General features: G+C 59.3%; 22 protein-coding genes. 11 read left to right on the top strand and 11 right to left on the bottom strand.

The features are described from left to right. Positions 1–102 precede the first annotated feature (102 nt). From G449_RS0110660 to G449_RS0110650, 3 genes are read left to right on the top strand one after another with little or no spacing between them, the layout of a single operon-like run. Positions 103–825, top strand: a complete 723-nt coding sequence (locus G449_RS0110660; protein WP_051135441.1) for a thermonuclease family protein — start codon at positions 103–105, stop codon at positions 823–825. Next, the gene (queC, locus tag G449_RS0110655; protein ID WP_022659299.1) at positions 822–1,580 is read left to right on the top strand and encodes a 7-cyano-7-deazaguanine synthase QueC; all 759 of its coding nucleotides are present in this window, start codon (positions 822–824) and stop codon (positions 1,578–1,580) included. Before G449_RS0110660 ends, queC begins: the two co-directional genes overlap by 4 nt. Further along, the gene (locus G449_RS0110650; protein WP_022659298.1) at positions 1,580–2,125 is read left to right on the top strand and encodes a hypothetical protein; all 546 of its coding nucleotides are present in this window, start codon (positions 1,580–1,582) and stop codon (positions 2,123–2,125) included. The genes queC and G449_RS0110650 overlap by 1 nt, the downstream gene beginning before the upstream one ends. Positions 2,126–2,271: 146 nt before the next feature. Here the strand turns inward: G449_RS0110650 and dxs are convergent, their stop codons facing one another. The 7 genes from dxs to ispG all read right to left on the bottom strand — a co-directional run bounded on the left by dxs (position 2,272) and on the right by ispG (position 10,800). Next, the gene (dxs, locus tag G449_RS0110645) at positions 2,272–4,173 is read right to left on the bottom strand and encodes a 1-deoxy-D-xylulose-5-phosphate synthase (RefSeq protein ID WP_022659297.1); all 1,902 of its coding nucleotides are present in this window, start codon (positions 4,171–4,173) and stop codon (positions 2,272–2,274) included. Next, positions 4,174–5,067, bottom strand: a complete 894-nt coding sequence (locus tag G449_RS0110640; protein ID WP_027180914.1) for a polyprenyl synthetase family protein — start codon at positions 5,065–5,067, stop codon at positions 4,174–4,176. It lies immediately after the preceding gene. Between the two features lie 3 nt (positions 5,068–5,070). Then, positions 5,071–5,331, bottom strand: a complete 261-nt coding sequence (gene xseB, locus G449_RS0110635) for an exodeoxyribonuclease VII small subunit (RefSeq protein ID WP_027180913.1) — start codon at positions 5,329–5,331, stop codon at positions 5,071–5,073. Beyond that, positions 5,328–6,260 (bottom strand): M23 family metallopeptidase, encoded by a 933-nt coding sequence (locus tag G449_RS16860; protein ID WP_022659296.1) that lies wholly within the window; start codon positions 6,258–6,260, stop codon positions 5,328–5,330. The genes xseB and G449_RS16860 overlap by 4 nt, the downstream gene beginning before the upstream one ends. Further along, complete coding sequence (gene xseA, locus G449_RS16855; protein ID WP_022659295.1) at positions 6,260–7,813, bottom strand: exodeoxyribonuclease VII large subunit; 1,554 nt, start codon at positions 7,811–7,813, stop codon at positions 6,260–6,262. Before xseA ends, G449_RS16860 begins: the two co-directional genes overlap by 1 nt. Positions 7,814–7,996: 183 nt before the next feature. Continuing rightward, a complete protein-coding gene (locus G449_RS0110620) occupies positions 7,997–9,727 on the bottom strand; it encodes a proline--tRNA ligase (RefSeq protein WP_022659294.1) in 1,731 nt (576 codons plus the stop codon). Continuing rightward, the gene (gene ispG, locus G449_RS0110615; RefSeq protein WP_022659293.1) at positions 9,727–10,800 is read right to left on the bottom strand and encodes a flavodoxin-dependent (E)-4-hydroxy-3-methylbut-2-enyl-diphosphate synthase; all 1,074 of its coding nucleotides are present in this window, start codon (positions 10,798–10,800) and stop codon (positions 9,727–9,729) included. Before ispG ends, G449_RS0110620 begins: the two co-directional genes overlap by 1 nt. A gap of 440 nt (positions 10,801–11,240) precedes the next feature. On the opposite strand from ispG, the gene G449_RS0110605 reads away from it, so the two are divergent. From G449_RS0110605 to ychF, 4 genes are all read left to right on the top strand, one after another. Continuing rightward, complete coding sequence (locus G449_RS0110605) at positions 11,241–11,900, top strand: FlgO family outer membrane protein (RefSeq protein WP_245170850.1); 660 nt, start codon at positions 11,241–11,243, stop codon at positions 11,898–11,900. 13 nt (positions 11,901–11,913) lie between these two features. Next, a complete protein-coding gene (locus G449_RS0110600) occupies positions 11,914–12,267 on the top strand; it encodes a hypothetical protein (RefSeq protein ID WP_022659290.1) in 354 nt (117 codons plus the stop codon). Between the two features lie 8 nt (positions 12,268–12,275). Continuing rightward, positions 12,276–12,884: a FlgO family outer membrane protein gene (locus G449_RS0110595; protein ID WP_022659289.1), complete on the top strand. Its 609-nt coding sequence runs from the start codon at positions 12,276–12,278 to the stop codon at positions 12,882–12,884. Between the two features lie 231 nt (positions 12,885–13,115). Further along, complete coding sequence (gene ychF, locus G449_RS0110590) at positions 13,116–14,216, top strand: redox-regulated ATPase YchF (RefSeq protein ID WP_022659288.1); 1,101 nt, start codon at positions 13,116–13,118, stop codon at positions 14,214–14,216. A 278-nt stretch (positions 14,217–14,494) separates the two neighbouring features. On the opposite strand, the gene G449_RS0110585 is transcribed toward ychF, so the two are convergent. Next, complete coding sequence (locus G449_RS0110585) at positions 14,495–15,829, bottom strand: UDP-glucose dehydrogenase family protein (RefSeq protein ID WP_022659287.1); 1,335 nt, start codon at positions 15,827–15,829, stop codon at positions 14,495–14,497. Positions 15,830–15,993: 164 nt separating this feature from the next. Between G449_RS0110585 and G449_RS0110580 the strand changes: the two genes are divergently transcribed. From G449_RS0110580 to G449_RS0110565, 4 genes are all read left to right on the top strand, one after another. Continuing rightward, complete coding sequence (locus G449_RS0110580; protein WP_022659286.1) at positions 15,994–16,365, top strand: holo-[acyl-carrier-protein] synthase; 372 nt, start codon at positions 15,994–15,996, stop codon at positions 16,363–16,365. Positions 16,366–16,367: 2 nt separating this feature from the next. After that, positions 16,368–18,035 carry a bifunctional ADP-dependent NAD(P)H-hydrate dehydratase/NAD(P)H-hydrate epimerase gene (locus tag G449_RS0110575; protein ID WP_022659285.1) on the top strand — a complete coding sequence of 556 codons (1,668 nt, stop codon included), beginning with the start codon at positions 16,368–16,370 and terminating at the stop codon, positions 18,033–18,035. Beyond that, positions 18,023–18,514: a tRNA (adenosine(37)-N6)-threonylcarbamoyltransferase complex ATPase subunit type 1 TsaE gene (gene tsaE / locus G449_RS0110570; protein ID WP_022659284.1), complete on the top strand. Its 492-nt coding sequence runs from the start codon at positions 18,023–18,025 to the stop codon at positions 18,512–18,514. Before G449_RS0110575 ends, tsaE begins: the two co-directional genes overlap by 13 nt. 61 nt (positions 18,515–18,575) lie before the next feature. Further along, entirely contained in the window at positions 18,576–19,799 is a 1,224-nt protein-coding gene (locus G449_RS0110565) for an aspartate kinase (protein ID WP_027180909.1), read from the top strand. Between the two features lie 102 nt (positions 19,800–19,901). Here the strand turns inward: G449_RS0110565 and G449_RS16850 are convergent, their stop codons facing one another. The 3 genes from G449_RS16850 to G449_RS0110550 form a co-directional block, all read right to left on the bottom strand. Continuing rightward, on the bottom strand, positions 19,902–21,014 hold the full coding sequence (locus tag G449_RS16850; RefSeq protein ID WP_051135433.1) for a glycosyltransferase family 92 protein: 1,113 nt from the start codon (positions 21,012–21,014) through the stop codon (positions 19,902–19,904). Between the two features lie 109 nt (positions 21,015–21,123). Further along, positions 21,124–21,768: an HAD-IA family hydrolase gene (locus G449_RS0110555; RefSeq protein ID WP_022659281.1), complete on the bottom strand. Its 645-nt coding sequence runs from the start codon at positions 21,766–21,768 to the stop codon at positions 21,124–21,126. A gap of 36 nt (positions 21,769–21,804) precedes the next feature. Further along, positions 21,805–22,890 (bottom strand): polysaccharide deacetylase family protein, encoded by a 1,086-nt coding sequence (locus tag G449_RS0110550; protein ID WP_022659280.1) that lies wholly within the window; start codon positions 22,888–22,890, stop codon positions 21,805–21,807. Between the last annotated feature and the right edge of the window lie 224 nt (positions 22,891–23,114).

Genomic DNA, 23,114 nt, shown 5'->3' with positions numbered 1-23,114 from the left:
AAGCCCGGCGGGTTGACCTGCCGGGCTTGCACGGTCATTATTCCATTGACCCTTCCGCCACACTGACAGCAACGGACGAGCACCGCACCCATGCTGAGCCACATGCAACAGCTTTTCCGCTGGCCCAATTTTTCGGGCGGCAAAAATCATACTACAGCGCATGTCTTTGCGCTGATTCTTCTGTGTCTGCTGGCACTGACACGTGTTGCTGGCGCTGCGCCTGCGGCAGAGCCTCTGCCCAATCCGCAGGGCAAGGTCGCCAAATGTTTTGACGGCGACACGTTAAAGCTCACTGACAGGCGCACAGTGCGCCTTGCTGGCATTGACGCCCCTGAAATGGATCGGGGCAAGCAAAAGCCCCAGTACTACGCCCGCGAGGCCTTTGACCAGCTCACCAAACTGGCTCAGGGCAAGGATGTGCGCCTTGTGGCTGTGGATGTTAAGGGCAAGGATCATTACGGACGCGTGGTGGCCGATGTCATTCTGCCTGACGGGCACTCTCTGTCCGACACCATGGTTCGCAACGGTGCGGCCTTTGTGTATCCGCACAACGACCTTAATCCCCATTTTCAGGAAAGGCTGCGCAAACTCCAGCACGAAGCCATTGCCGCCCGGCGCGGCATGTGGGCGCATTTGCTCACCCTGCCCGCCGCCAAAAAGACCTATCTGGGCAATCGTGAATCCATGCGCTTTTTCCCCACTGACTGCGCTGAAGTACAGCACATAAAGCCCCGCAACCGCGTGTTTTTCGGCACGCTCATGGATGCCTTTATGGCTGGCTACGCCCCGGCGCGTCCCTGCAACTTCTGGCCGCAAGTAAAATGAACACCACTTCTCCCCTGCTTGAACAACAGGCTCTTGTCATATTTTCCGGCGGGCAGGATTCCGCCACCTGCCTCGCATGGGCGCTCAGCCGCTTCAAACGTGTGCTGACCCTGGGCTTTGACTACGGGCAGCGTCACTCTGTGGAGCTTGACTGCCGCAAGCGCGTGCGCGAGGGCATTGTCGCCCTCAACCCGCAATGGGCGCAACGCATGGGGCCGGACACCCTGCTCAATCTCGATATTTTCCGCCAGCTGGCAGACACGGCTCTGACCTCTGACGCGCCCATTGAAGAACACTGCGCCAACGGCCTGCCCAACACCTTTGTGCCTGGCCGCAACCTCATATTTATTCTGCACGCCGCTGCCTGGGCCTATGCCAAGGAAATCCGTCACATGGTGCTGGGCGTCTGCCAGAGCGATTACTCCGGCTATCCCGACTGCCGGGACGACAGCATCAAGGCCATGCAGGTTGCCATTAACAGCGGCATGGACGCCAATTTTACGCTACACACGCCGCTCATGTGGTGCAGCAAAAAAGACGCCTGGATGCTGGCCCGCAGCCTTGGCGGCGATGCGCTGGTGAACCTGATTGTGGAAGAAAGCCACACCTGCTACATGGGCCAGCGCGGGCAGCGCTACCCCTGGGGCTATGGCTGCGGCGACTGCCCTGCCTGCCGCCTGCGCGCTGCGGGTTACGCCGCCTATGCCGAGGCGCAGGCAGCCTGCGCGCAAAACCCGCTAGAGGAAGAGGCCTGATGTCCAAAAAACGGCTCAGCGCGGCTCAGGGTGTGGAAGCGGCCTGTATTCTGTTTCAACTCAACAGCAAGACCGCCGACATCATCAATATGGCCAGCGGCGCGCAGATGCCCGATGAATATCTGTCAGGCCCCGGTGCGGATATGTTCTGCGCGGAGTGGCGGGCCTTTGTGCATGCGGTGGTTACGGCCGCTATCATGCACCACGCGCCCAATACCGTATTTTTGGCCTATCTGCGCCAGACGGGCAATCTGCTGGCCGCAGCCAGCAATGATTTTGACAGCGCGGACGAAAAAGCGGTCAACGCAGCCCTTAATGCCTTTGTGGACGGCCCTTTTGCCGAATACATGCCCCTGCTCGCGCAGGAACAGCAGGTTCGCTGCCCGGAACTGTTCTGCCAGCGCCTTGCGGTGCAGGCCGCCAACCTGCACGGCCAGGCCACCCCGCCGGACGACCACGCAAAGGCCCGCCTTGCTGCCGTTATGGCCCTGATTATCAGCGCCGTGTGGGACAAGCTGGAGCAATACGATATTCAGCCAGACTAGAACGCGTAGGGCGGAATACTTCCATTCTGATCCAGCAAGCATAGGACGCACTGCCGCAAATTAGTTTTTCTCCCACAAAATACAAAACTGCCGGGATTTTGATGCATCAAAATCCCGGCAGTTTTATTTTCAAGATTTCTATCAGCCTATTTTTTTCCCAGAAGCTCCAGCATGGCCTCGGCGATATTGTTGGTGCGCAGGCCCACAAGCTCGCGCAGGCGCAACTGGCTGCCGTGCTCCACAAAATGGTCGGGCAGGCCAAGGCGTTTGATGCGCTGGCCGCGCATGAGGCCACGGTCATTCCAGAATTCCAGCACTGCGGATGAAAAACCGCCAGCCAGCACGCCTTCTTCCACCATAAGAATACGGTCAAAGGTTTGGGCGATTTCGGCCAGTTGTTCTTCCGGCAAGGGTTTGATCCAGACCGGGTCGAACACAAAGGGTTTCACCCCTGTCTGACGCTCCACCATGGCCGCAGCTTCCAGCGCCGGATGCGCGCGGTTGCCCACGGCTATCACCGCAAGGCCTTCGCCCTGTTGCAGCACTTCGCCCCTGCCTGGGGTCAGCAGCCGGGGCGCGCCGTCAGGGGCAACGCCAAAGGCGCTGCCGCGCGGATACCGCAGGGCGCAAGGGCCGGGATGGCACAAAGCCGTGTGCAGGCTATGGCGCAGCAGATTTTCATCGCGCGGGGCCAGCATGGCTATATTGGGGATGTGCCGCAGGTAGGCGATATCAAAAGCGCCATGGTGGGTCGCGCCATCTTCGCCCACAAGGCCTGCGCGGTCCACGCAGAAGGTAACGGGCAGGTTTTGCAGGCATACATCGTGCACAACCTGATCGTACGAGCGCTGCAAAAAGGTGGAATACACGGCCAGCGCGGGCCGATAGCCCTGACTGGCAAGGCCCGCAGCAAAGGTCACGGCGTGCTGCTCGCAAATGCCCACATCCACAAAACGGTCGGGGAAGCGCGCGCGGAACTTGTCCGTGCCTGTGCCTTCGGGCATGGCCGCCGTGATGGCAATGATCTTGTCGTTATGCTCGGCAAGCTCGGTCAGCGTATTGCTGAACACCGTGGTGAACGAGGGCAGCTTGGCTGTGGAAGCCACAGGCTGCCCGGTTTCTGGCGTGAACAGGCCGATGCCGTGGTACAGGGTGGGATTTTTTTCCGCCGGGCCGTAGCCCTTGCCCTTCTGGGTGCGCACATGCAGCAGCACCGGGCCGTCCTCGATGGCGGCGGCCATTTCCAGATGGCGGCGCAGGCTTGTGATGTCGTGCCCATCCACCGGGCCGATGTAGTTGAAGCGAAAAGCCTCAAACAGCATGCCCGGCGTAAAGAACGACTTGAAGCTCCATTCGCCGCGCATGGCGTATACGGCCAGCTTTTGGCCGATGCGCGGAATGGAACGCAGGAAATTGAGCACTTCCTTGCGGGTTTGCCGCACCCAGCGCTGTGAAAGTGTGCGGCTCAAAAACAGCGAAAGCGCGCCCACATTGGGCGAAATGGACATTTCATTGTCGTTGAGCACCACAATGAGCCGCCGCCCCATGTGGCCCGCGAGGTTCAGACCCTCAAAGGCTTCGCCCGCCGTCAGCGAGCCATCGCCGATAACGGCCAGCACGTGGTGCTTGAGACAGGAAAGATCGCGGGCCAGGGCCATACCCAGGGCAGCAGAAATGGAAGTGGAGGAATGCCCCACGCCGAAATGGTCGTACGGGCTTTCTGCCATGCGCGGAAAGCCTGAAATGCCACCAAAAGACCGTAGAGTATGAAAATTCTTGGCGCGCCCTGTCAGCAGCTTGTAGGCGTAGGCCTGATGCCCCACGTCCCAGATGAGCTTGTCGTGCTCCACATTAAAGGTCGCCAGCAGGGCCAGCGTCAGCTCAACCACGCCCAGCGAGGGCGCAAGGTGCCCGCCGTTGCGGGAGACGGTTTCAATGATGCGGCTGCGCACCTCGCCAGCCAGTTGGGCAAGCTGGGCGTCAGAATATTTGTTCAGTTGCGCCGGGCTGCTGACAGCATCCAGCAATGGGCTCTCTGTGATGTCCATTTAGGCCGCCCTCGTTACCGTGTAGTCGGCCAATGCGCGCAGAAAATCCGCTTCCTGCCCGTCAAACGGGGCCAGCGCGTCCTGCGCGGCCTGAGCCTGCGCGCGCGCCAGTTCACGGCTTTTTTCAAGCCCCAGCAGGGCGGGATAGGTGCTTTTGCCCTGCTCCTCGTCACTGCCCGCAGGTTTGCCCAGGGTTTCAGTGTCGGAAACAACATCAAGGATGTCGTCCGCAATCTGAAAGGCCACGCCAAGCGCCGCGCCGTAGGCGGCAATGGCCTCGCGCGCGGGAGTTTCCGCCCCGGCAAGGATGGCCCCGCACACGCACGATGCCCGCAGCAGCGCCCCTGTTTTCATGGCGTGCACGGCACGCATCTGCTCAAGCGTGATGGACGCCGCGCCCGTGTAGATCATGTCCCATTCCTGCCCGCCAACCATGCCGGAAGACCCTGCCGCCAGCGAAAGCTCGGCCACGGCGTCCAGCACACGGTCAGGGGCCTCTGCGGTACGGCACATGACCATGAAGGCGTCCGTCAGCAGGCCATCGCCCGCCAGTATGGCCGTGGCTTCGTCAAAAGCCTTGTGGTTCGAGGGCTTGCCCCGGCGCAGATCATCGTTATCCATGGCGGGGAGGTCGTCATGGATGAGAGAATAGGTGTGAATCATCTCGATAGCGGCAGCAAAGGGCATGCTGCGCTGTGGCGAAAGGCCGCACAGGGCGGCGGTGCTCAGGCACAAAACAGGGCGCAAACGCTTGCCCCCGGCTTGCAGGCTGTACAGCATGGAATCCTTGAGCCTCTGCGGCATATCACGGCCGTCAAGGCAGGTGGCCAGATAGGCTTCCACATCCTTGCCCCGCGCGTGCAGCAGGGCCTTCATGTCAGCAACGCTCATCATCGCCTATTCCGCCTCCTCTTCTGCGTTCAGCCCGCTTGCCGTCACAGGGCGTGACTCAAGGGGACGAGCCTGACCATCCTGCCAGATTTCAAGCTCATGCCGGGCTTTGTCGAGCTGTTCGCGGCAATAGCGCGAACACGCCGCTCCTTCCTTATACAGGGCCATGCCCTTTTCCAGGGGCAGGTCGCCGCTTTCAAGCGCCGCCACGATCTCCTGAAGCCGGGCCATCTTTTTTTCAAAAGTATTGTCTGTCTTGGCGCTCATGGATTGTTTCCCCTGGCGTTCCCGGTTGTCAAAAAGGGCTGCGGGTCAACCGACTCGCCCTGAACCAGAAGCGATAGATGCAGATGCGGCCCGGTAACGCGGCCCGTGGCCCCTACCAGCCCGATAACCTGCCCCTTGCGCACCCGATCGCCATTTTGCACCAGTATTTCAGAGAGGTGCAAATACGCGGTGAACACCCCTTCGCCGTGATTGATGTACACTACATTACCAGAGAAGTACAAATTCCCCGTAAGGCCCACCTGACCATCTGCGCAGGCAAGCACAGGCTGCCCCTGTGGGCCGCGCAGATCAAGGCCCTTGTGCACCCCGCGCGGCTGCCCGTTGAACACGCGTTTGAGGCCGTACAGGCTTGATACATCGCCGGGCACAGGCCGCACAAAGGGCAGCACCCAGAAGCGCTCGGGCAGACGCTGGGCCAGGGCCTGGCGCACAAGCTCCCTGTCGGCCTTGATGCGCGCCATTTCCGCCGCCGGAGGATCGACGTATTTTTTATCCACGTTCAGTTTCTGCACCGGGCGGTCTTTGTCAAAAAAAGCGATCTTGCGCGCTACGGCGGGGGCATCCTTGCCGTTGCCCGTGGAGACGGCAAGATCACGCGCGGATTCCTTTTCTTCCAGCGGCACGGGCAGCAGCATGACGGCCTGCCAGCGCGTTGCAGCGCCCGCAGCGGTAGTGGCGCTCACCTGCTCCGCCCTGGCCTCGTAGGTCTTGCCCAGCCAGCGGAACGTCAAGGACTTTGCGGGCGCGTCGCTCACAGCCAGGGCGGGAAAAGCATCCCCTCTGGCAACGGATTCGGGCGCGTCAAGCGCAAGGGCTGGCGTGGGGGATGGCGCAGCCAGAACGGCTGTAGGAACAAAAAGGAAAGCCCCCGCCAACAGAACCATGAGCATGCGCGTGAGCACAGACATCAGCTATTCCGTCCTTGTTTTTTGGCAACCGGCAACGCGACTGTATCAGAGCCAGGCGCAGCGTCTGGCGCAACGTCTGGCGCAACGTCTGGCGCAACGTCTGGCAGCACCTTGCTGACCACGGCGGCAAGGCTGCCATCCGCCAGTCGCACCGTGATGGCGCTGCCCGCAGGGGCCGCCGTCACCGTGCGCAGCAGGCCGCCATCCGCGCCATGCACAAGGGCATAACCGCGCCTGAGGGGTGCCAGGGGGTTGGCGGCTGCCAGAGCAAATTCGCATTTTTCCAGTTCGCGCCCGGTGCAGGCAAGCATTTCCTGCCCTGCCGCCTGCAAGCGCTGCCGCGCGGCATCATACCTTTGCTCCTGCGCGGTCAGCATGCGCGGCATAGCCGCAGCCAGACTGGCAGAAAGCGCCTCTACCCTGCTGCCCAGCACATCCAGCCGCGAAGGGCTGAAGGCGTTTTGCAGGGCACGCTCAAGCCTGTCGCGCCGGGCCTCCGTGGTATCGAGCCACTGACGCGCGGCCCGGTGCAAGGAGCGGTGCAAGCCGTCAAGCTGCTCTGCAAGGCGGGCCTGATGCCGCATGGGCGAAAACCAGCGCAGGGCGTTTTCAAACTGGGCAAGACTTTGCCCCGCTGTTTCCAGCCGCCGCCGCGCCGCCCGCACAAGGGCCGCCTCCGCCTCGTCAACCTTTTGCATCAGCTCTGACCGCGCGGGCCAGAGCAACTGGGCCGCATGCGAAGGCGTTGCCGCGCGCAGGTCTGCTGTCATGTCGGCAAGGGTAACATCCACCTCATGCCCGATGCCCGCCAGCACCGGCAGGCGCGACTCAAACACGGCCTCGGCCACGGCTTCTTCATTAAAGGCCCACAAATCTTCCAGCGAGCCGCCGCCGCGCACCAGCACCACGGCCTGCGCCCAGCCCTGCGCGTTGGCCTCGTGCAGGGCCCGCACAATGGAGGGAGCAGCTTCCGCCCCCTGCACCAGAGCCGGGAACAGACGAATGCGCGCCCCGCTGCCCCGGCTGGCCGCAAGCTCCATAAAATCATGGATAGCCGCACCCGTTGGGGAAGTGATAAGGGCCACGCGCTGCGGATCATACGGCAGGGACCGCTTACGCTCATGGCTGAAATAGCCCAGAGCCGCCAGCTTGCGCTTGCTGGCCTCAAAGGCCTGCGCAAGCAAGCCCTCGCCCGCTGGCTGCACCAGTTCAACCGCTAGCTGATACTGGCCGCGCGGCGCATACAGGGTGATGCGCCCTGCGCACAGCACATCCAGCCCGTTGCGCAAAAGCTCCAGCGGCGATGGACGCGGCGCGTCAAAAACCTCGCCCGTCAGCGGATCAAAACCCTGACTGTTCTGCCGCTGCATGTGCCTGAACCACACACACTGCAACTGAGCATCGGCATCCTTGAGGGTAAAATAGACGTGCCCCGAGCCGGGACGGGTCAGGTTGGTCACCTCGCCCCGCACCCAGACAAAGGGGAAACGTCCCTCAAGGGTTTTGCGCAGCTGTTCCGTGAGTTCACGGACAGACAGTATGGCTTCCTGCATGGTGCTCCGCGTCAGGCTATCTATCTGAAAAAAAGCTTTTTTGTTGTAAAAGGGGCACTGACAGTGCCCCTTTTACATTACCTCAACCTATAACAAACCCTCAGACCGTGGCGCGAAAGGTATTACCTCACATCGCGGCGTGGCTCAGTTTTTTTAAAGGCACAACCAGATTGCTGTGCGGGCCTAGCCCTGCTGCTGCGCCCAGCCCTCGCGAACCTTGGCGGCCCAGGCGGAAAAGGCTTCAGCCATTGCATCGGCGGGCAGTTCGCCCTTTTCGCCGCTACGGCGATCCTTGCATTCCACAATGCCCTTGGCCAGCCCCTTGCCACCCACAACGAGCTGCATGGGAATACCCAGCAAGTCCGCATCCTTGAACTTGACGCCGGGGCGTTCGTCGCGGTCGTCCATGAGCACGTCCACGCCCATATCCTTGAGCATGGCGTAGATCTGCTCGACCTTGGCGTTGACCTCTGCATTGCGCGGGTCAAGGTTCAGCAGGATGCAGTCGTAAGGAGCCAGCGGCGGCGGGAACACAATGCCGTGCTCGTCGTTGTTCTGCTCGATGGCGGCTGCGGCCACGCGGGAAACGCCGATGCCGTAGCAGCCCATGATCATGATCTGTTCCTTGCCGTTTTCGTCAAGGAAGGCGGCATGCATGGCATCGCTGTATTTGCGGCCAAGCATGAACACGTGGCCCACTTCAATGCCGCGCGTCAGCTCAATGCGGCCACCGCAGCGGGGGCATGTATCTTCTGGCGTGATGGCGCGCAGGTCGGCCCAGGCGGTCACCGTGGCGTCGCGCTTGAGGTCAACGTGCACAAGGTGGGCATCGCCAGCGTTGGCGCCCACCACATAATCTGTAGCGCCTTGCAGTTCGGCATCGGCGTAGACCGGAATTTCCAGCCCCACAGGCCCGGCAAAGCCCACAGGGGCCTTGGTGAGCTGCTGCACTGTGGCGGCGTCGGCCATGACCACATCCTGCGCGTTGAGCAGGTTCTTGAGCTTGATGTCGTTCACTTCGCGGTCGCCGCGCACAAGCACGGCCATGGGCTTGCCGTCCACCTTGAAGAGCATGGTCTTGACCACGGAGGAGGCGGGCACGCCCAGCAGGGCCGCCACTTCTTCCACCGTGTGGGCATTGGGGGTGGCAACCTTCTCTGCCGGAACGCAGGTCTCCGTGCAGGGCTTGCCGTTCCAGGCCACTTCGGCGCGCTCCACGTTGGCCGCGTAGTCGCAGTGATGGCAGAAAGCGATGGTGTCTTCGCCCGTTTCAGCCAGCACCATGAATTCGTGCGAGAAGTTGCCGCCGATGGAACCGGAGTCGGCCTCCACAGGGCGGAACTTGAGGCCAAGGCGCTGAAAAATACGCTTGTAGGCCGCGTGGCAGGCCCAGTAGTTCTGCTGTGCGCCTTCTTCCGTGGCGTCAAAGGAATAGCCGTCCTTCATGATAAATTCGCGCCCGCGCATGAGGCCGAAACGGGGGCGAATTTCATCGCGGAACTTGGTCTGAATCTGGTACAGACGCACGGGAAGCTGACGGTAGGAGCGCACTTCGCCGCGCACGAGGTCGGTGATGACTTCTTCGTGCGTGGGGCCAAGGCAGTATTCGCGCTCGTTGCGATCCTTGAAGCGCAGCAGTTCCTTGCCGTAATGCTCCCAGCGGCCCGATTCCTTCCACAGGTCGGCGGGCTGCACCATGGGCATGAGCAGTTCTTCAAAGTAGGCGACGGCCATTTCTTCGCGCACGACGCGGCTTATTTTTTCAATCACCTTCAGGCCCAGCGGCAGATAGGTGTACATGCCCGAAGTAAGCCTGCGCACCATACCGGCGCGCAGCAAAAGCTTGTGGCTGATTACCTCGGCATCCGCCGGAGATTCCTTGAGGGTGGGAATATAGCAGTTGCTGAAACGCATTACTGTGATTCCTTTTCGTTGAGCAGTTGTTGCAGTTCTTCCATAAAAGCCGCCAGCAGGGCCTCCTGCCCTTTGACCGAACGGATGACCTCGCCCTTGCGAAATATGATGCCCTTGTCGCGCCCGCCCGCAACGCCCAGATCGGCCTCGCGGGCCTCGCCCGGCCCGTTGACCACGCAGCCCATGACCGCAACCTTGATGTCGGCCCTGGAGGTGGCTAAGCGGTCTTCCACCGCGCGGGCCAGCGAAAACAGGTCAATCTCCGTGCGCCCGCAGGTGGGGCACGAGATGATTTCCGGCCCGCGCGAGCGCAGGCCAAGGGCGCGCAGTATTTCCCACGCCACGGTCACTTCTTCCACCGGGTCGGCGGTGAGCGAAACGCGCAGGGTGTCGCCAATGCCCTCGTGCAGCAGGATACCAAGGCCCACGGCAGATTTTACCGTGCCGCGCATGAGGCCCCCGGCCTCGGTAACGCCGATGTGCAGGGGGTAGTCGCAAGCTTCGGCAAGCTTGCGGTAGGAGGCAATGGTATCAAGCACAGAGGAGGACTTGAGCGAAATTTTGGTATCGTAAAAACCGCGCGCCTCCAGCATGCGCACATGGGTGAGAGCGCTTTCCACCAGCGCCTCGGGGCAGGGGCCGCCGTACTGCTGGAGCAGGCGCTTTTCCACCGAGCCGGAGTTGACCCCCACGCGGATGACCGCCCCGTGGGCCTTGGCGGCATCCACCACGCGGTCCACGTGTTCCTTGGGGCCAATATTGCCGGGATTGATGCGCAGGCCTTCAAGCCCGGCCTCCAGCGAGGCCACGGCAAGACGGTAATCAAAATGTATGTCCGCTATGAGCGGCAGGCGCGTACCCGCGCGGATGGCGGGCAGGGCCGCAACAGCAGCCTCGTCCGGCACAGCCACGCGCACGGCCTCGCAGCCGCGCGCCTCAAGCCGCGCAATCTGGGCAAGCGTTGCCTCTGCATCGCGGGTGTCGGTATTGGTCATGCTCTGCACCATAACAGGCGCACCGCCGCCAATGGAAAGCCCGCCCAGACGGATGGCGCGGGTTGTGTGCTTTTGCATGCTTCCCTCACAAAAACAAGTGGAGCCACGGCGCAAAGCCACGGCACTCCGTAAACGAGTCTTCTATGCTATTTCCCCCTGCAAGCCAAGTGCGCGCAGCACGGGCAGCACTGCGGGCTTTGCGGCAAGCCTTGCCGCATGCACCGTGATTCTGAACCGCATAAACCCCATTTGGACAGCCTGGCAGTAAGCGACTGTGGGGCAAATGCGATATCTGGAACGTGTCTTGCAAAGTTTAAAAAAAAGGTCGCAGGCTGACGTTTTTTCCGTCAGCACTCAAGTTGACGGCCATTGTGACGATAAGACTATGGTAAGAGCAGTTCCGCTGGGCCGTGGGCAATAGCCCCGGCAAACGAGGAATTATCCCGCCGGGGATCCATCGGGATCAAGGCGCGAGGGACTGCATCAGAGCAATTTCACTCGGGGTTTGTATGCATATAATGCCGCGTCTTCTTATGCTTTGCGCACTTTTGCTGCCGCTCTTTTCCGGCTGCGCCAAAAGTGGGCCTTCCGCGCTTTCGCCCGGCTATACGGACGCCGTGGAGCTGAAGCTCAAAAGCCGCGAACTGGCCGAGCAGATGCTTGCCACCATGCCCAACGACGCCATTCAGGGCTTTGTGGCCATGCCCACGGCCTTTGTGAACCAGAACAACACCTCGCAAAGCTCGCCCATGGGCAGGCTGATGGCTGAATCGCTGTTTTATGAATTCAACCAGCGGGGCTTTCCCACGCGGGAATACAGGCTGAACGGGGCCATCAACGTTCAGGGCGGGCGTGACGACCTTGCCCTTGCCGCCAACCAGATGGTTTCAACCACCGGGCAAAAGTGGGCCGCCCTTGTTGTGGGCACCTATTATGTGGATAAGGACGCAACCTTTATCAACGCCCGGCTGGTGCGCGCCAGCGATGGCCTTGTCATGCGCACGGGCCAGCTTGTGCTGGTGAATACCCCCATTGTGACGCGCATGGCCGAGGCCTATGCGCCCCCGCCGGTAAAGGCCACGGCCAGCACCGCCGCAGCCAAACCAGCTCTAACTTCGCTCTATACGCCTGCCAGCAGCATCAGCAGCGGCACGCTTGTAATCAAACAAGGCCGGTAATGCCGGAATTGCCATGAAAAAAATGTTGAACAACATCTGCGCACTTTGCCTTATGGCCTCATACGCCCTGCCCCTTGCGGCGCTGCCAGCCAGCGCACTGGCCGACAGCATGTCGTCCTACAGCGGGCAGGCCAATGATGCTCAGGCAAAGCGCGAGGCAAAGGAACGGGCCAACTATCTTTCTGATGCCAACGAGCACAGCCTTGTCTACCTTGGTCAGGCCCGCCAGTTCCGCGAACAGGGGCGCTATGAGCTTGCGCGGCAGCGTTATCTTCAGGCCCTTTCCATCTGTGCAGACGACCAGACCCTTGGTATCATAAAAAGAGAACTGAACGGCGTTGAACTGCTTTTGCGCACCATGCGCTGAGGATCACCATGAACCGCTTTTTCATTACCATTCTTGTGCTTGCGGCCCTGCTCTTTCCGCTCACGGCGGCGGCAGCCGGAAACGTGCCCAATGCTGCCGTAAGCATTGCCAAGCAACTTGACGAACAGATCATGATGCGCTTTTCGGGCGACAGCCAGGACATGAGCCGCAAAGATCGGGAATCCCTTGCCCGCGCGCGCATCATGATCATGGGCACCACCCCGGTCAACATCAACAACCTGGACGAAGCCTCGCCCTTGGCGCGCCAGATGACGGAAGAAATCTCCCGCTGGCTCATCAATGCGGGTTACCGTTTTCAGGAACTGCGCAAGGGGCGTGACATCCGCTTTGACAAGCTCAAGGGCGAATTTATCCTGACGCGCGACGTGCGCCAGCTTGCCAGCCCCAGTGGCACCAGTCAGGCCATACTGGCGGGCACCTATGTGACTACCAGCGATCAGGTGCGCTTCAGCATCCGGCTTATCCACACCTCAAGCAACGAGGTGCTGGCCATGGGCACGGCCACTGTGCCCATTACGGACGACCTGCGGCCCCTCGTGCGCGAGGCCCGGCCCGGCGATGGGCTTGCGCCCTCGGTGAGGACACGGCTTCAGTAGCGTCCTTGCCTCATACGCGCTTTGCGTCTATAACATGCCCGCGCCTGTCTGCTTGACGGCGCGGGTTGCCTTTGGGGCAGCCGCTGGTTTCAACAATTCCGTCTTGCCCACAGGGGCAATAGCGTAAACGTTCCGTGAACCCGGGCCGCTGATTTTGCTGGCGGCCAATCCCGCGCGGGCACGCCGCCCACTGCGGGCTATACGCCTTTTTGCGCGCAGCAAGGAGACAACATGTCGCTCAGTATTGGTATTGTGGGCCTGCCCAACGTTGGCAAATCCACCCTTTTCAACGCCCTGACCAAGGCCCAGAACGCTCAGGCCGCCAACTACCCCTTCTGCACCATCGAACCCAACAAAGCCACTGTGGCAGTGCCGGACAAGCGGGTGGACGCCCTGACCGCCAAGGCCAAGCCCAAGAAGACCATCTACGCCAGTGTGGATTTTATCGACATTGCAGGTCTGGTGCGCGGCGCAAGCAAGGGTGAAGGGCTGGGCAACCAGTTTTTGGGCAACATTCGCGAATGCGCGGCCATTGTGCATGTGGTGCGCTGCTTTGAGGATGAAAATATCACCCATGTGGACGGCGGCGTTGATCCCCTGCGCGATGTGGACACCATTGAAACCGAGCTGCTGCTGGCCGACCTGCAAAGCGTTGAAAAGCGCCTCGACAAGCTGCAAAAGCTTGCCAAGTTTGATAAAAACGCCAAGGCATCCGCAGAAATCATGCAGACCCTGCTGGCTCAGCTCAACGACGGCAAGCCCGCGCGGGGATTTGACCTGCCTGATAACGAGAGTTTTTCGACCACATGGCGCGAACTTGGCCTGCTCACGGCCAAGCCCGTTATTTACTGCGCCAATGTGGATGAAGCCGCCGTTGCCGAGGGCAATGAATTTTCCGCCAAACTTGAAGCCTTTGCCAAGGAACGTCAGTCGGGCTTTGCGCGCATTTGCGCCAAGCTTGAAGAAGAACTGCAAGGCCTGCCCGATGAGGAACAGGCCGAACTGCTGTCCTCCTACGGCATTGATGAAAGCGGCCTTGTGCGCATCATCCACACTGGCTACGCAACCCTTGGCCTGTACAGCTACTTTACCGCCGGGCCGGACGAAGTCCGCGCCTGGACCATCCAAAAGGGCTGGAAGGCCCCGCAGGCCGCTGGCGTTATTCATACCGACTTTGAGCGGGGCTTTATCCGGGCCGAAGTGATCTCTTACGCCGACTACATGAGCCACGAAAGCGAAGCGGCTTGTCGCGCCGACGGCGTCTTGCGCGTGGAAGGCAAGGAATACGTGGTCAACGATGGCGACGTCATGCACTTCCTGTTCAACGTATAGTTTTTGCCGCCTATAAATAGCTTAAAGGCTCTGTTCCACATGAACAGAGCCTTTTTTATGACAAAAGCCGCCCGGAACTGACGCTCCGGGCGGCTTCAAACATTTCAAATCATCTGCTGAGCATTTTTACAAGGGGCTGTTAACACCAGGAGTAATTTTGTTCCCTGCCAAGGAAGGAAGCCTTTTTATGAAGGGAGTGTACTCGACCGGTACTCGACCGGAATTAAAAGACTTCCTGACGCAGGTAGGGGGCAAAAGAACCATAGTGTCAACAGGCTCTAATCGGCGCGGCGGCCAATGCAGAAGTACGCAAACCCACGCTGCGCCATGAAGCTGGGCGAATACAGGTTGCGGCCATCAAACAGCAGGGGGGCGGTCAGCAGACCCTTGATCTTGTCAAAATCGGGGTTGCGGAACTGGTTCCATTCCGTAACCACCAGCAGGCCCTGAGCGCCTTCGCACGCGCCGTACTGGCTGTCCACAATTTCCACAAGCGCGTTGTCCTTGAAGATTTCGCGGGCATTGTCGGCGGCAACCGGGTCAAAAGCGCGAACCTTCATGCCAGCGGCGGTAAGCTCGTTGACAATGCTGATGGCAGCGGCTTCGCGCATGTCATCGGTATTGGCCTTGAAGGCCAGCCCCCACAGCGCAAGGGTTTTGCCCTTCACGCCGCCCTGCGGAGCAAAATATTCCATGATGCGGCCAGCCATGTGCTTTTTCTGCCGGGCGTTGACGTCTTCCACAGCGTTGAGCAGCTTGGGTTCCACGCCCGCCTTTTCAGCAGTGTGAATGAGCGCCTTCACGTCCTTGGGGAAGCACGAACCGCCGTAACCCACGCCGGGGTAGATGAACTGGTAGCCAATGCGGGTGTCGGAGCCGATGCCGGTACGCACATCGCGTACGTCCGCGCCCACTTTTTCGCAAATGGTGGCGATTTCGTTGATAAAGGAAATCTTGGTGGCAAGCATGCAGTTGGCCGCATACTTGGTCATTTCTGCGCTGCGTACGCCCATGACGATGATCTTGTCGCGGGTGCGGGCAAAGGGCGAATACAGTTCGCGCATCAGCGAAGCGGCGCGTTCAGAATCCGTACCAAGCACAACGCGGTCGGGCTTCATGAAGTCGGAGATGGCGTCGCCTTCCTTGAGGAACTCGGGGTTGGAAACCACGTCCACCTTGTAGGACACGCCGCGCGCGGCAAGCTCTTTTTCCACAAGAGCGCGTACTTCGTCAGCGGTGCCCACGGGAACCGTGGACTTGTCCACAACCACGAGGTCGTTCTGCATGTGACGGCCAATTTCGCCAGCCACCTGACGCACGTAGCTCAGATCGCAGGAACCATCGGGCTGGGGCGGGGTGCCAACGCAGATAAAGGCGCAGTCGGCATCCGCAATGCCATCTTCAAGACGGGTAGTAAACTTGAGACGGCCATCAGTGCGGCTGTGGCGAACCATGGGTTCAAGACCGGGTTCAAAAATATGCACGGAACCGGCATTGAGCTTTTCCACAACAGCCGGGTTAACATCCACGCAGGTCACGGTATTACCCATTTCAGCAAAGCACGCGGCGCTGACCAAGCCAACATAGCCGGTCCCGATAATGCACAACTTCATACAAAATTTCTCCGTACGTTCCCACAGCCAGCGCGCTTGACGTTACAGCGGGGAACGGGTCAGAATAGTTTAGGTTGAAAGGCAAGCAATACGCTAATTTTTTTTAATGGGCAACAGCCCTGTTTGCAGTACATTTTGCCCGTACTGTATATGGTGGATAACTGATGATCATAGGCATTGGGACTGACATTACGGAACTGGCACGTATCAAGGCAAGTTACGACAGGTTTGGAGAGCGCTTTTTGCAAAAGATCCTTACCCCCGATGAACTGGAACTCGTGCCGGAAAGCCCCATTGCCTACATTTCCGGTCGGTTTGCTGCCAAAGAGGCTGCGGTCAAGGCGCTCGGCACTGGCTTTAACGAGGGGATTGGCCCTCACCATATTGAGGTGCTGCGCGGCCCTTTGGGGCAGCCTCAACTGCATTTGCACGGCCCCGCCCTTGCGCGGGCCGAAGCTCTGGGCATGCGCGCCGCCCACATTTCCATAAGTCATGACCGCAATGCCGCCGTGGCGGTTGTGGTGCTGGAGGCATAATCATGCCCACCTCATTTGACGATCTGTTCCCTCCCCTTCCCCTGCCTGCAGAAATGCGCAAGTGGGATGCGGAAGCCATGGCCCTTGGCCTGCCCGAAGAACTGCTGATGGAAAATGCCGCCAGAGCGGCCTTTGACGTTCTGCACGAATACCAGCCACGGCTGGCGGGTCTGCGTGTCTGGCTGCTTATGGGCAGCGGCAACAACGGCGGCGATGCCGCATGCCTTGCGCGGCATTTGCTGGACGCGGGCGCGGAACCGCTGGTGCTGCACACGCGGCCTCTTGCCGCCTGCAAGGGAGCCTGCGGCAAGCATGTGCGCATTGCCAGAGCCGCAGAAGTTGCCTTTGAACGCTGCCGCCCGGCGGTCTTCCAAAGGGCGAAGCTACCCCACATCCTTGTGGATGGTCTGCTGGGTACAGGCTTCAGCGGCCAATTGCGACCGGATGCGCTGGAGCTTGTGCGCTCGGTTAATTCCTTGCAAAACCGCCCCTTTGTGCTGGCGCTTGACATTCCCTCGGGGCTGGACGGACGCACCGGCCTGCCCATGCCGGAAGCAGTGCGCGCCACGGCCACAGTCAGCTTTGCGGCCGCCAAGCCGGGGATGGCCCTGCCCGAGGCGCACCACTGGACAGGCGCGCTGCACGTACGCAGCATCGGCATTCCCCTTGCCGCACGGCGCAAGGCTCCCTGCTCTTTTTACGTTGCTGACGGGCATTGCCTCGCCCCACTTGCGGCGATTCGGCCCGGCGGCTTCAAAAACTCCTACGGTCATGTGCTGGTGGTTGGGGGCGCGCCCGGTCTTGGCGGAGCAGCGCATCTTGCCGCCCGCGCGGCACTGCGCGCAGGCGCTGGCCTTGTAACTGCCGCTGCGCCTGGTGCTGGCATTGCGGATATCAAGAACGGCTGGCCCGAAATAATGACCCTGCCGCTGGGCGAGAGCGAACGCCAGTGGCCCGCCCGCCTGCCGCAAAATTTTGTGGAACTGGCAAAGCGCTGCGCTGCCCTTGTGGTCGGCCCCGGCATGGGCCGGGGGCAGGACGCTGCGGCCTTTGTTGAAGCTCTTTTGGCACTGGACCACAGACCGCCCACGGTATTTGACGCCGATGCCCTGGTGCTGCTGGCCGGGCGGCAAGACCTGCTCGACCGCATAACCGCAGACGATATTCTGACGCCCCACCCCGGTGAAGCGGCAACCCTGCTGGGCTGTTCCGCAGCGGATGTTCAGGCAGACCGGCAAGGCGCGCTTGAGCGCCTGCGCGGCCTCTGCCTCGGCGTAATTATTCTTAAAGGAGCGGCAAGCCTCATCGGGCAGGCTGACGCGCCAACCCTGCTCTGCCCCTACGATGTGCCGCAGCTTGCGGTTGGCGGCTCGGGCGATGTGCTGGCGGGCTGCGCTGGCGGGCTGCTTGCCAGAATGCTGCCCGGCATGCAGGCCGCAAAAGAGCAAGCGCAAGTGCACAACAATACCGCAAACCACACTTTGACCTCATCCCACATGCTGGCCGGGCAGGCAGCGGCCCTGCATGCCCTTGCGGGCAAAAGCCTTGCCGAACAATGGCCCCTCAGGGGCAATACGCCCTCGGCAGTGGCGGATGCATTGCCGCAAGGCCTCTCTGCCTGCATGGCAGCCAGTGAATCAAAGGACGACATTCTGCCATGGCCCAGATAATCCTGCGCAATCTTTCTGATACCAACCGCCTAGGGCATATGCTTGCCGAGGCTGTCGCCACCTGCGGCATTGCGGCATTGTTGCTGCGTGGCCCGCTTGGCAGCGGCAAAACCACGCTCACCCGCGCCCTGGTGGAGGCCATGCCCGGCGGCGATCAGGCCGAGGTGGGCAGCCCTTCCTTTACGCTCTGCAACTACTACCCTACCCAGCCGCCTGTCATACACAGCGATCTGTATCGCAGCCCCGGCAGCCTGCCTGATGAAATTGCCGAAGGTCTGGATAATCCGAAAATCCTGTCGGTGCTGGAATGGTCGGAATACCTGCCCGAGGCGGAAATGCCGCAAGATTATCTGGACATCTCGGTGCAACCGTGCGAAGAAGGTCGCCTACTGACGCTGCAAGCTCATGGCCCGATTGCCGCTGAGCTTTTGCGCCACCTGCGCCGAAATTGGCCTGTGGACAGTCCTGACCACGGGTAACCAGTTCCGGGGTGGGCTGACCTGTTGTACCCATCAAGGATTGAGGACAATGGATACAGGCATGAAAATTTTGGTCCAGAAATTTGGCGGCACTTCTGTTGCCAAGCTGGAGTGCATGAAGCAGGTACGAGAGAAAGTGCTGGGAGGCCTTGCCAAGGGGTATAAGGTCATTGCGGTGCTTTCGGCGCGGGCTGGCGACACCAACAAGCTGCTTGCCCTTGCTGATGAATGGTCTTCCACGCCTGACCGCGCGGAAGTTGATTCGCTCGTTTCCACTGGCGAACAGGTTTCCATCAGCCTGTTCACCATGCTGCTCAAAGATGCGGGCATCCGCGCCCGCTCGCTGCTCGGCTGGCAGATTCCCATCACCACGGACAACGATTTTGGCCGTGCGCGCATTCGCTCCATCGACAGCAATTCCCTGCGCAAATACCTTAACGACTACGATGTGCTTGTGGTCGCCGGGTTTCAGGGTTGCACAGAAGATGGCCGCATCACCACCCTCGGGCGCGGCGGTTCGGACACCTCGGCTGTGGCGCTTGCCGCCTCCCTCGGCTCTGTGGAATGCGACATTTACACCGACGTTGACGGCGTTTACACCACCGACCCCAACATCTGCTCCACGGCCCGCAAAATGGACCGCGTTGCTTATGAAGAAATGCTTGAAATGGCAAGCATGGGGGCCAAGGTACTGCATATCCGCTCGGTAGAATTTGCCAAAAAATACAAGGTTCCCGTGCGCGTGCGCTCTACGTTCAGTGATGATCCAGGCACGCTTGTCACTCAGGAGGACTCCACCATGGAAGCCGTACTCGTTTCCGGCATTGCATATGATAAAGATCAGGCCCGCGTGACCCTGCGCGACCTTCCCGACGTGCCCGGTACGGCTGCGGCGGTGTTTGGCCCTCTTTCCGAAAAGGGCATTCTGGTCGACATGATCGTGCAGAACACCAGCCAGGATGGCCATACCGACATGACCTTCACCATCTCGCGCAAGGATCTCAAGCAGACCTTGCAGATGATGGAAGAAGTCGCCCAGAAGACCGGCGCGCGCGAAGTGCTGCACGATGTGAGCGTGGCCAAGGTCTCCGCCATCGGCGTGGGCATGCGCAACCATTCCGGAGTTGCCGCGCGGGCCTTTGCCGCACTGACTCAGGAAGGCATCAATATCCTTATGATCAGCACCTCTGAAATCAAAATTACCATTCTGATTCAGGAAAAATACGTTGAGCTTGCCGTGCGCATTCTGCACGACACCTTCGGGCTGGACTGGGATCTGGGCTAAACGCCTGCCATACAGTTTACCGACATATTGAACAAAAAAACTCCCCGCTTGCGGGGAGTTTTTTTGTTCTGGGCATACAAAGGTCTTGTGAGGCTTCGCCTCTTACGCCAAAGCCCGGTGCAGGCTATTGGTGGCATCGGTATTTTGGAGATGCTGGTAATAGTCGGCAAGACAGCTATAAGCTCCTGCCCTCAAGGGATTATCAGCATCAGCAAGCAGCTTCTGAAGGTAGTGCAAGCATTCCGCATAATGTTCAGCCAGCAAATGAACCCTTGCCGCCAACAACCAGACTATCGGAACGTCATAATACCTGCTGCATATCCGTATAACATTCAATGCCAGACCAATTTTATTTATTGATATGCAGTCAGTTATCAATGATTCAAATTCAATCAGCGCCTTCTGACATTCAGATACATTCTTACGGATGTCGTACAATGTCGGCATGCAAGATTTCTTTTGTTCCACAAGAGACTGAATGCCCTGATCCAGTTCCCCCTCCTGAGATTCCTGCATGGCAAATTCAGCAAGAGCAGCATCATAATCTCTGTCACGGCTTGTTGCACGGCCGCGTTTAATCTTATCCTTAAAGTCTTCCAGAGATTTGTAGTAATAATGATTTATCTGGACAGTTCTGGATATGTGGTATGATTGGTATGAAGCAACGGGAACATAATCTTCGTTCACGCAAAAGCTTCCATCGCGGTATCCAAAACTGTGAGGAGTAAAAACCTTATCGACTTTTGACGGTTGTACAATTGATTTTATATGACTATCAAAAGAAATAACTTTATTATAATTCTTTATAACACCGCCATTAGGTCTTGTCCGGTGTCCACCTGATCCAAATATTTTCCAATGAATCGCCAAACCGCCATAGTCAATATATCTGTCAAGAATATCGCGGATATCATGTTCTGATTTCGGCACTATAAATTCATCAATATCAATAAATGCCATCCACTTACATTGGCTTCCATACTTCTGCAAACAATCCATGTACGCAATGCGTTGCGGATCTACATCGCGTGTGGAATTAATGACAGTTACCAAACTACTATCTATATACTCAGACAGCGCTTCTGAAATTGGCACGCGACTATTATTATCATAAATATAAATATGTTCAAAGCCTGTGAGTAAATGATACTCTACCCACTCTTTGATAAAAGACTCTTCATTTTTCGCTATTGCACATATTGTTGCGTAATACATGACAGTTATCACCTATAATAGTGCTATTCACGATACTAGGTTCACGTTGACGGTTACCTCTTGCTATCGCCAAACCTCGATGATGCAAAAAGTAACCTCTGAGAAGATATCAGGCAAGGAGCAGTCGCCGCAGGGCGGGAACGTCTTCGCACAACTTGTCCGCCCCGGCTTCTTCAAGTTCGCCGCGCGAACCGTAGCCATAGAGTACGCCCACGCCGTCCATACCCACGGCATGCGCGCCCAGAATGTCATGTTTCCGGTCGCCCACCATCAGGCATTGCGCCATATCCGCAACGCCGCACAGGCCGCAGGCATGCCGCAGCACGGACGTTTTGCTGTTGCGCGGGCCGGTCAGCTCCGCCCCCGCCACATGGTCAAACAGGCTGGCAATGCCAAAATGCTCCAGAATACGCTGGGCAAAGGGTTCCGGCTTGGATGTAGCCAGCGACAGCACCCGGCCCTCGCGCCGCAGATCGGTCAGCATGTCTGCCACGCCGTCATAAAGCGCATTTTCAAATATACCCGTGACCGAATAATATTCTCGATATTTCTGCACGGCCAGATCAGCCTTGGCCACATCGCCCCCAAACAGCTTGCCGAACGAATCCTTCAGCGGGGGACCGATAAAATACAGCAGCTCATCGTCAGCGCGGGTAACATCAAAATACTTCAGGGCATGCTGCACAGAGCGGATGATGCCAGTTTTGGAGTCTGTCACCGTGCCATCAAGATCAAAAAAAAGGTATTGCTTCACGAAGGGATTTCCTTGCTTCCTGTTTCGGGCGAAGGGCTACTCGCCGTTAAAGGGCGTATGCCGCCCGGTGCCGTCAACACCGAATTTGCTGTCCAGCGCCTTGTTGTCGCCCGGCGATGTAAAATAGCCGTTCATGGTGCGCTGCGGCCCCCCCATGCCCAGCAGGGAACTCACAGAAACGAAATTGTAGCCTCTACGGCGCAGTTCCGCCACAGTCTCGCGCAACAATTGCGCCGAACCCTTGGGCACAAGATTGGCGTGGAACAGCAGTATGGAGCCCGGTTTGGCCTTCGAGGCAACCAGATGGGCCTCGCGCCGCGCATGCTCGATATTGGTATTGTCCGCGCCGGATTCCGCCACCACATCCCACTGCACCACCTGCATGCCCAGCTTTGCCAGCGCCTGTAAAGACTGGTCGCTGCAACGCCCGTAGGGCAGACGGAACAGCGTGGGCACGGGCTGAATGACAGGCTCCGGGCGGCCCTGCGCCCTGGCTTCGCGCAAGGCCTCCTCGCGCAGCAGCTCATACTGGGCCTGCGTCCACAAAACCTGGGCGCGCAGGCCAGCTGGCGAAAGCAGGGCAAAATTGCCGTGCGACCACGCATGGTTGGCTATTTCAAACTGCGGCTCGGTCATGATTTGCAGCACCCGGCGGGAATGGGTGCGCATCCACTTGCCGCCCATAAAGAGCGTGGCCGGGATATGCTCGGCCCGCAAAAAACCGAGAATATCCATATCGCAGCCGGTGGTGACGGTATCCAGCTCGCAAAGATCAAAGGTAAGGGCAACCACCTTGACCCCATCGGCCAGCGCAACCCGCCGGATGGTACCCACCGCGTCAGGGCCGAGCGGTGGAAGCATCACTGAAGGTTCGCGTTTGGCGGGCGGGGTTGCATCGTTGCGCAAAGCCTTGCGGGCATCCTGCGCATCGGGCGCCCATGAGGGGGCCGGAGCAGACGAAGCAATAGCCGGGACAGCAGACGCCGCATCTGCAGCAACAGGAGCAGCAACTGCGGGTTGCCCCACCAGGGCAGCGCATATGCCCGCTAAAATGCAAAACACGCCTGCCGAAAGAGCAACGGTATGCCGCAACCGCAAAACCAAGCTGACTGAGCTGAACATAGAGGGAAACTCCTGCGCCGCACTACGGCGTCAAACAGCAACTTTGGGGAACCATAGCTTACAGATTAGTGCGCTGCACACATGGTGAAGCCTTTTTCTGCCAAACAGGTCTATATCCTTTACACAATCGGCCCACAACCGTGACGAGCGCCATCTATACTCACCTGTAATCATAAGAATTAATTCTCAGCAAATTGCGTGTTGAATTTATTTTTCAAATATCG

It is taken from the genome of Desulfovibrio desulfuricans DSM 642 (genome assembly GCF_000420465.1).
In the GTDB taxonomy this organism is placed as follows: Bacteria; Desulfobacterota; Desulfovibrionia; order Desulfovibrionales; family Desulfovibrionaceae; genus Desulfovibrio; species Desulfovibrio desulfuricans.
Note: the sequence above shows the minus strand (reverse complement) of the source record. Positions and strands in the feature narration are given on the sequence as shown.

Coding starts and splice junctions, on each gene's coding strand:
- G449_RS16860 (WP_022659296.1), bottom strand. CDS start 6,260: ATGTCTGTGCTCACGCGCATGCTCATGGTTCTGTTGGCGGGGGCTTTC.
- G449_RS0110585 (WP_022659287.1), bottom strand. CDS start 15,829: ATGAAGTTGTGCATTATCGGGACCGGCTATGTTGGCTTGGTCAGCGCC.
- G449_RS0110565 (WP_027180909.1), top strand. CDS start 18,576: ATGAAAATTTTGGTCCAGAAATTTGGCGGCACTTCTGTTGCCAAGCTG.
- G449_RS0110580 (WP_022659286.1), top strand. CDS start 15,994: ATGATCATAGGCATTGGGACTGACATTACGGAACTGGCACGTATCAAG.
- G449_RS0110660 (WP_051135441.1), top strand. CDS start 103: ATGCAACAGCTTTTCCGCTGGCCCAATTTTTCGGGCGGCAAAAATCAT.
- G449_RS0110605 (WP_245170850.1), top strand. CDS start 11,241: ATGCCGCGTCTTCTTATGCTTTGCGCACTTTTGCTGCCGCTCTTTTCC.
- G449_RS0110550 (WP_022659280.1), bottom strand. CDS start 22,890: ATGTTCAGCTCAGTCAGCTTGGTTTTGCGGTTGCGGCATACCGTTGCT.
- tsaE (WP_022659284.1), top strand. CDS start 18,023: ATGGCCCAGATAATCCTGCGCAATCTTTCTGATACCAACCGCCTAGGG.
- G449_RS0110600 (WP_022659290.1), top strand. CDS start 11,914: ATGAAAAAAATGTTGAACAACATCTGCGCACTTTGCCTTATGGCCTCA.
- G449_RS16850 (WP_051135433.1), bottom strand. CDS start 21,014: ATGTATTACGCAACAATATGTGCAATAGCGAAAAATGAAGAGTCTTTT.
- ychF (WP_022659288.1), top strand. CDS start 13,116: ATGTCGCTCAGTATTGGTATTGTGGGCCTGCCCAACGTTGGCAAATCC.
- G449_RS0110595 (WP_022659289.1), top strand. CDS start 12,276: ATGAACCGCTTTTTCATTACCATTCTTGTGCTTGCGGCCCTGCTCTTT.
- dxs (WP_022659297.1), bottom strand. CDS start 4,173: ATGGACATCACAGAGAGCCCATTGCTGGATGCTGTCAGCAGCCCGGCG.
- queC (WP_022659299.1), top strand. CDS start 822: ATGAACACCACTTCTCCCCTGCTTGAACAACAGGCTCTTGTCATATTT.
- xseA (WP_022659295.1), bottom strand. CDS start 7,813: ATGCAGGAAGCCATACTGTCTGTCCGTGAACTCACGGAACAGCTGCGC.
- ispG (WP_022659293.1), bottom strand. CDS start 10,800: ATGCAAAAGCACACAACCCGCGCCATCCGTCTGGGCGGGCTTTCCATT.
- G449_RS0110575 (WP_022659285.1), top strand. CDS start 16,368: ATGCCCACCTCATTTGACGATCTGTTCCCTCCCCTTCCCCTGCCTGCA.
- G449_RS0110620 (WP_022659294.1), bottom strand. CDS start 9,727: ATGCGTTTCAGCAACTGCTATATTCCCACCCTCAAGGAATCTCCGGCG.
- G449_RS0110650 (WP_022659298.1), top strand. CDS start 1,580: ATGTCCAAAAAACGGCTCAGCGCGGCTCAGGGTGTGGAAGCGGCCTGT.
- xseB (WP_027180913.1), bottom strand. CDS start 5,331: ATGAGCGCCAAGACAGACAATACTTTTGAAAAAAAGATGGCCCGGCTT.
- G449_RS0110640 (WP_027180914.1), bottom strand. CDS start 5,067: ATGATGAGCGTTGCTGACATGAAGGCCCTGCTGCACGCGCGGGGCAAG.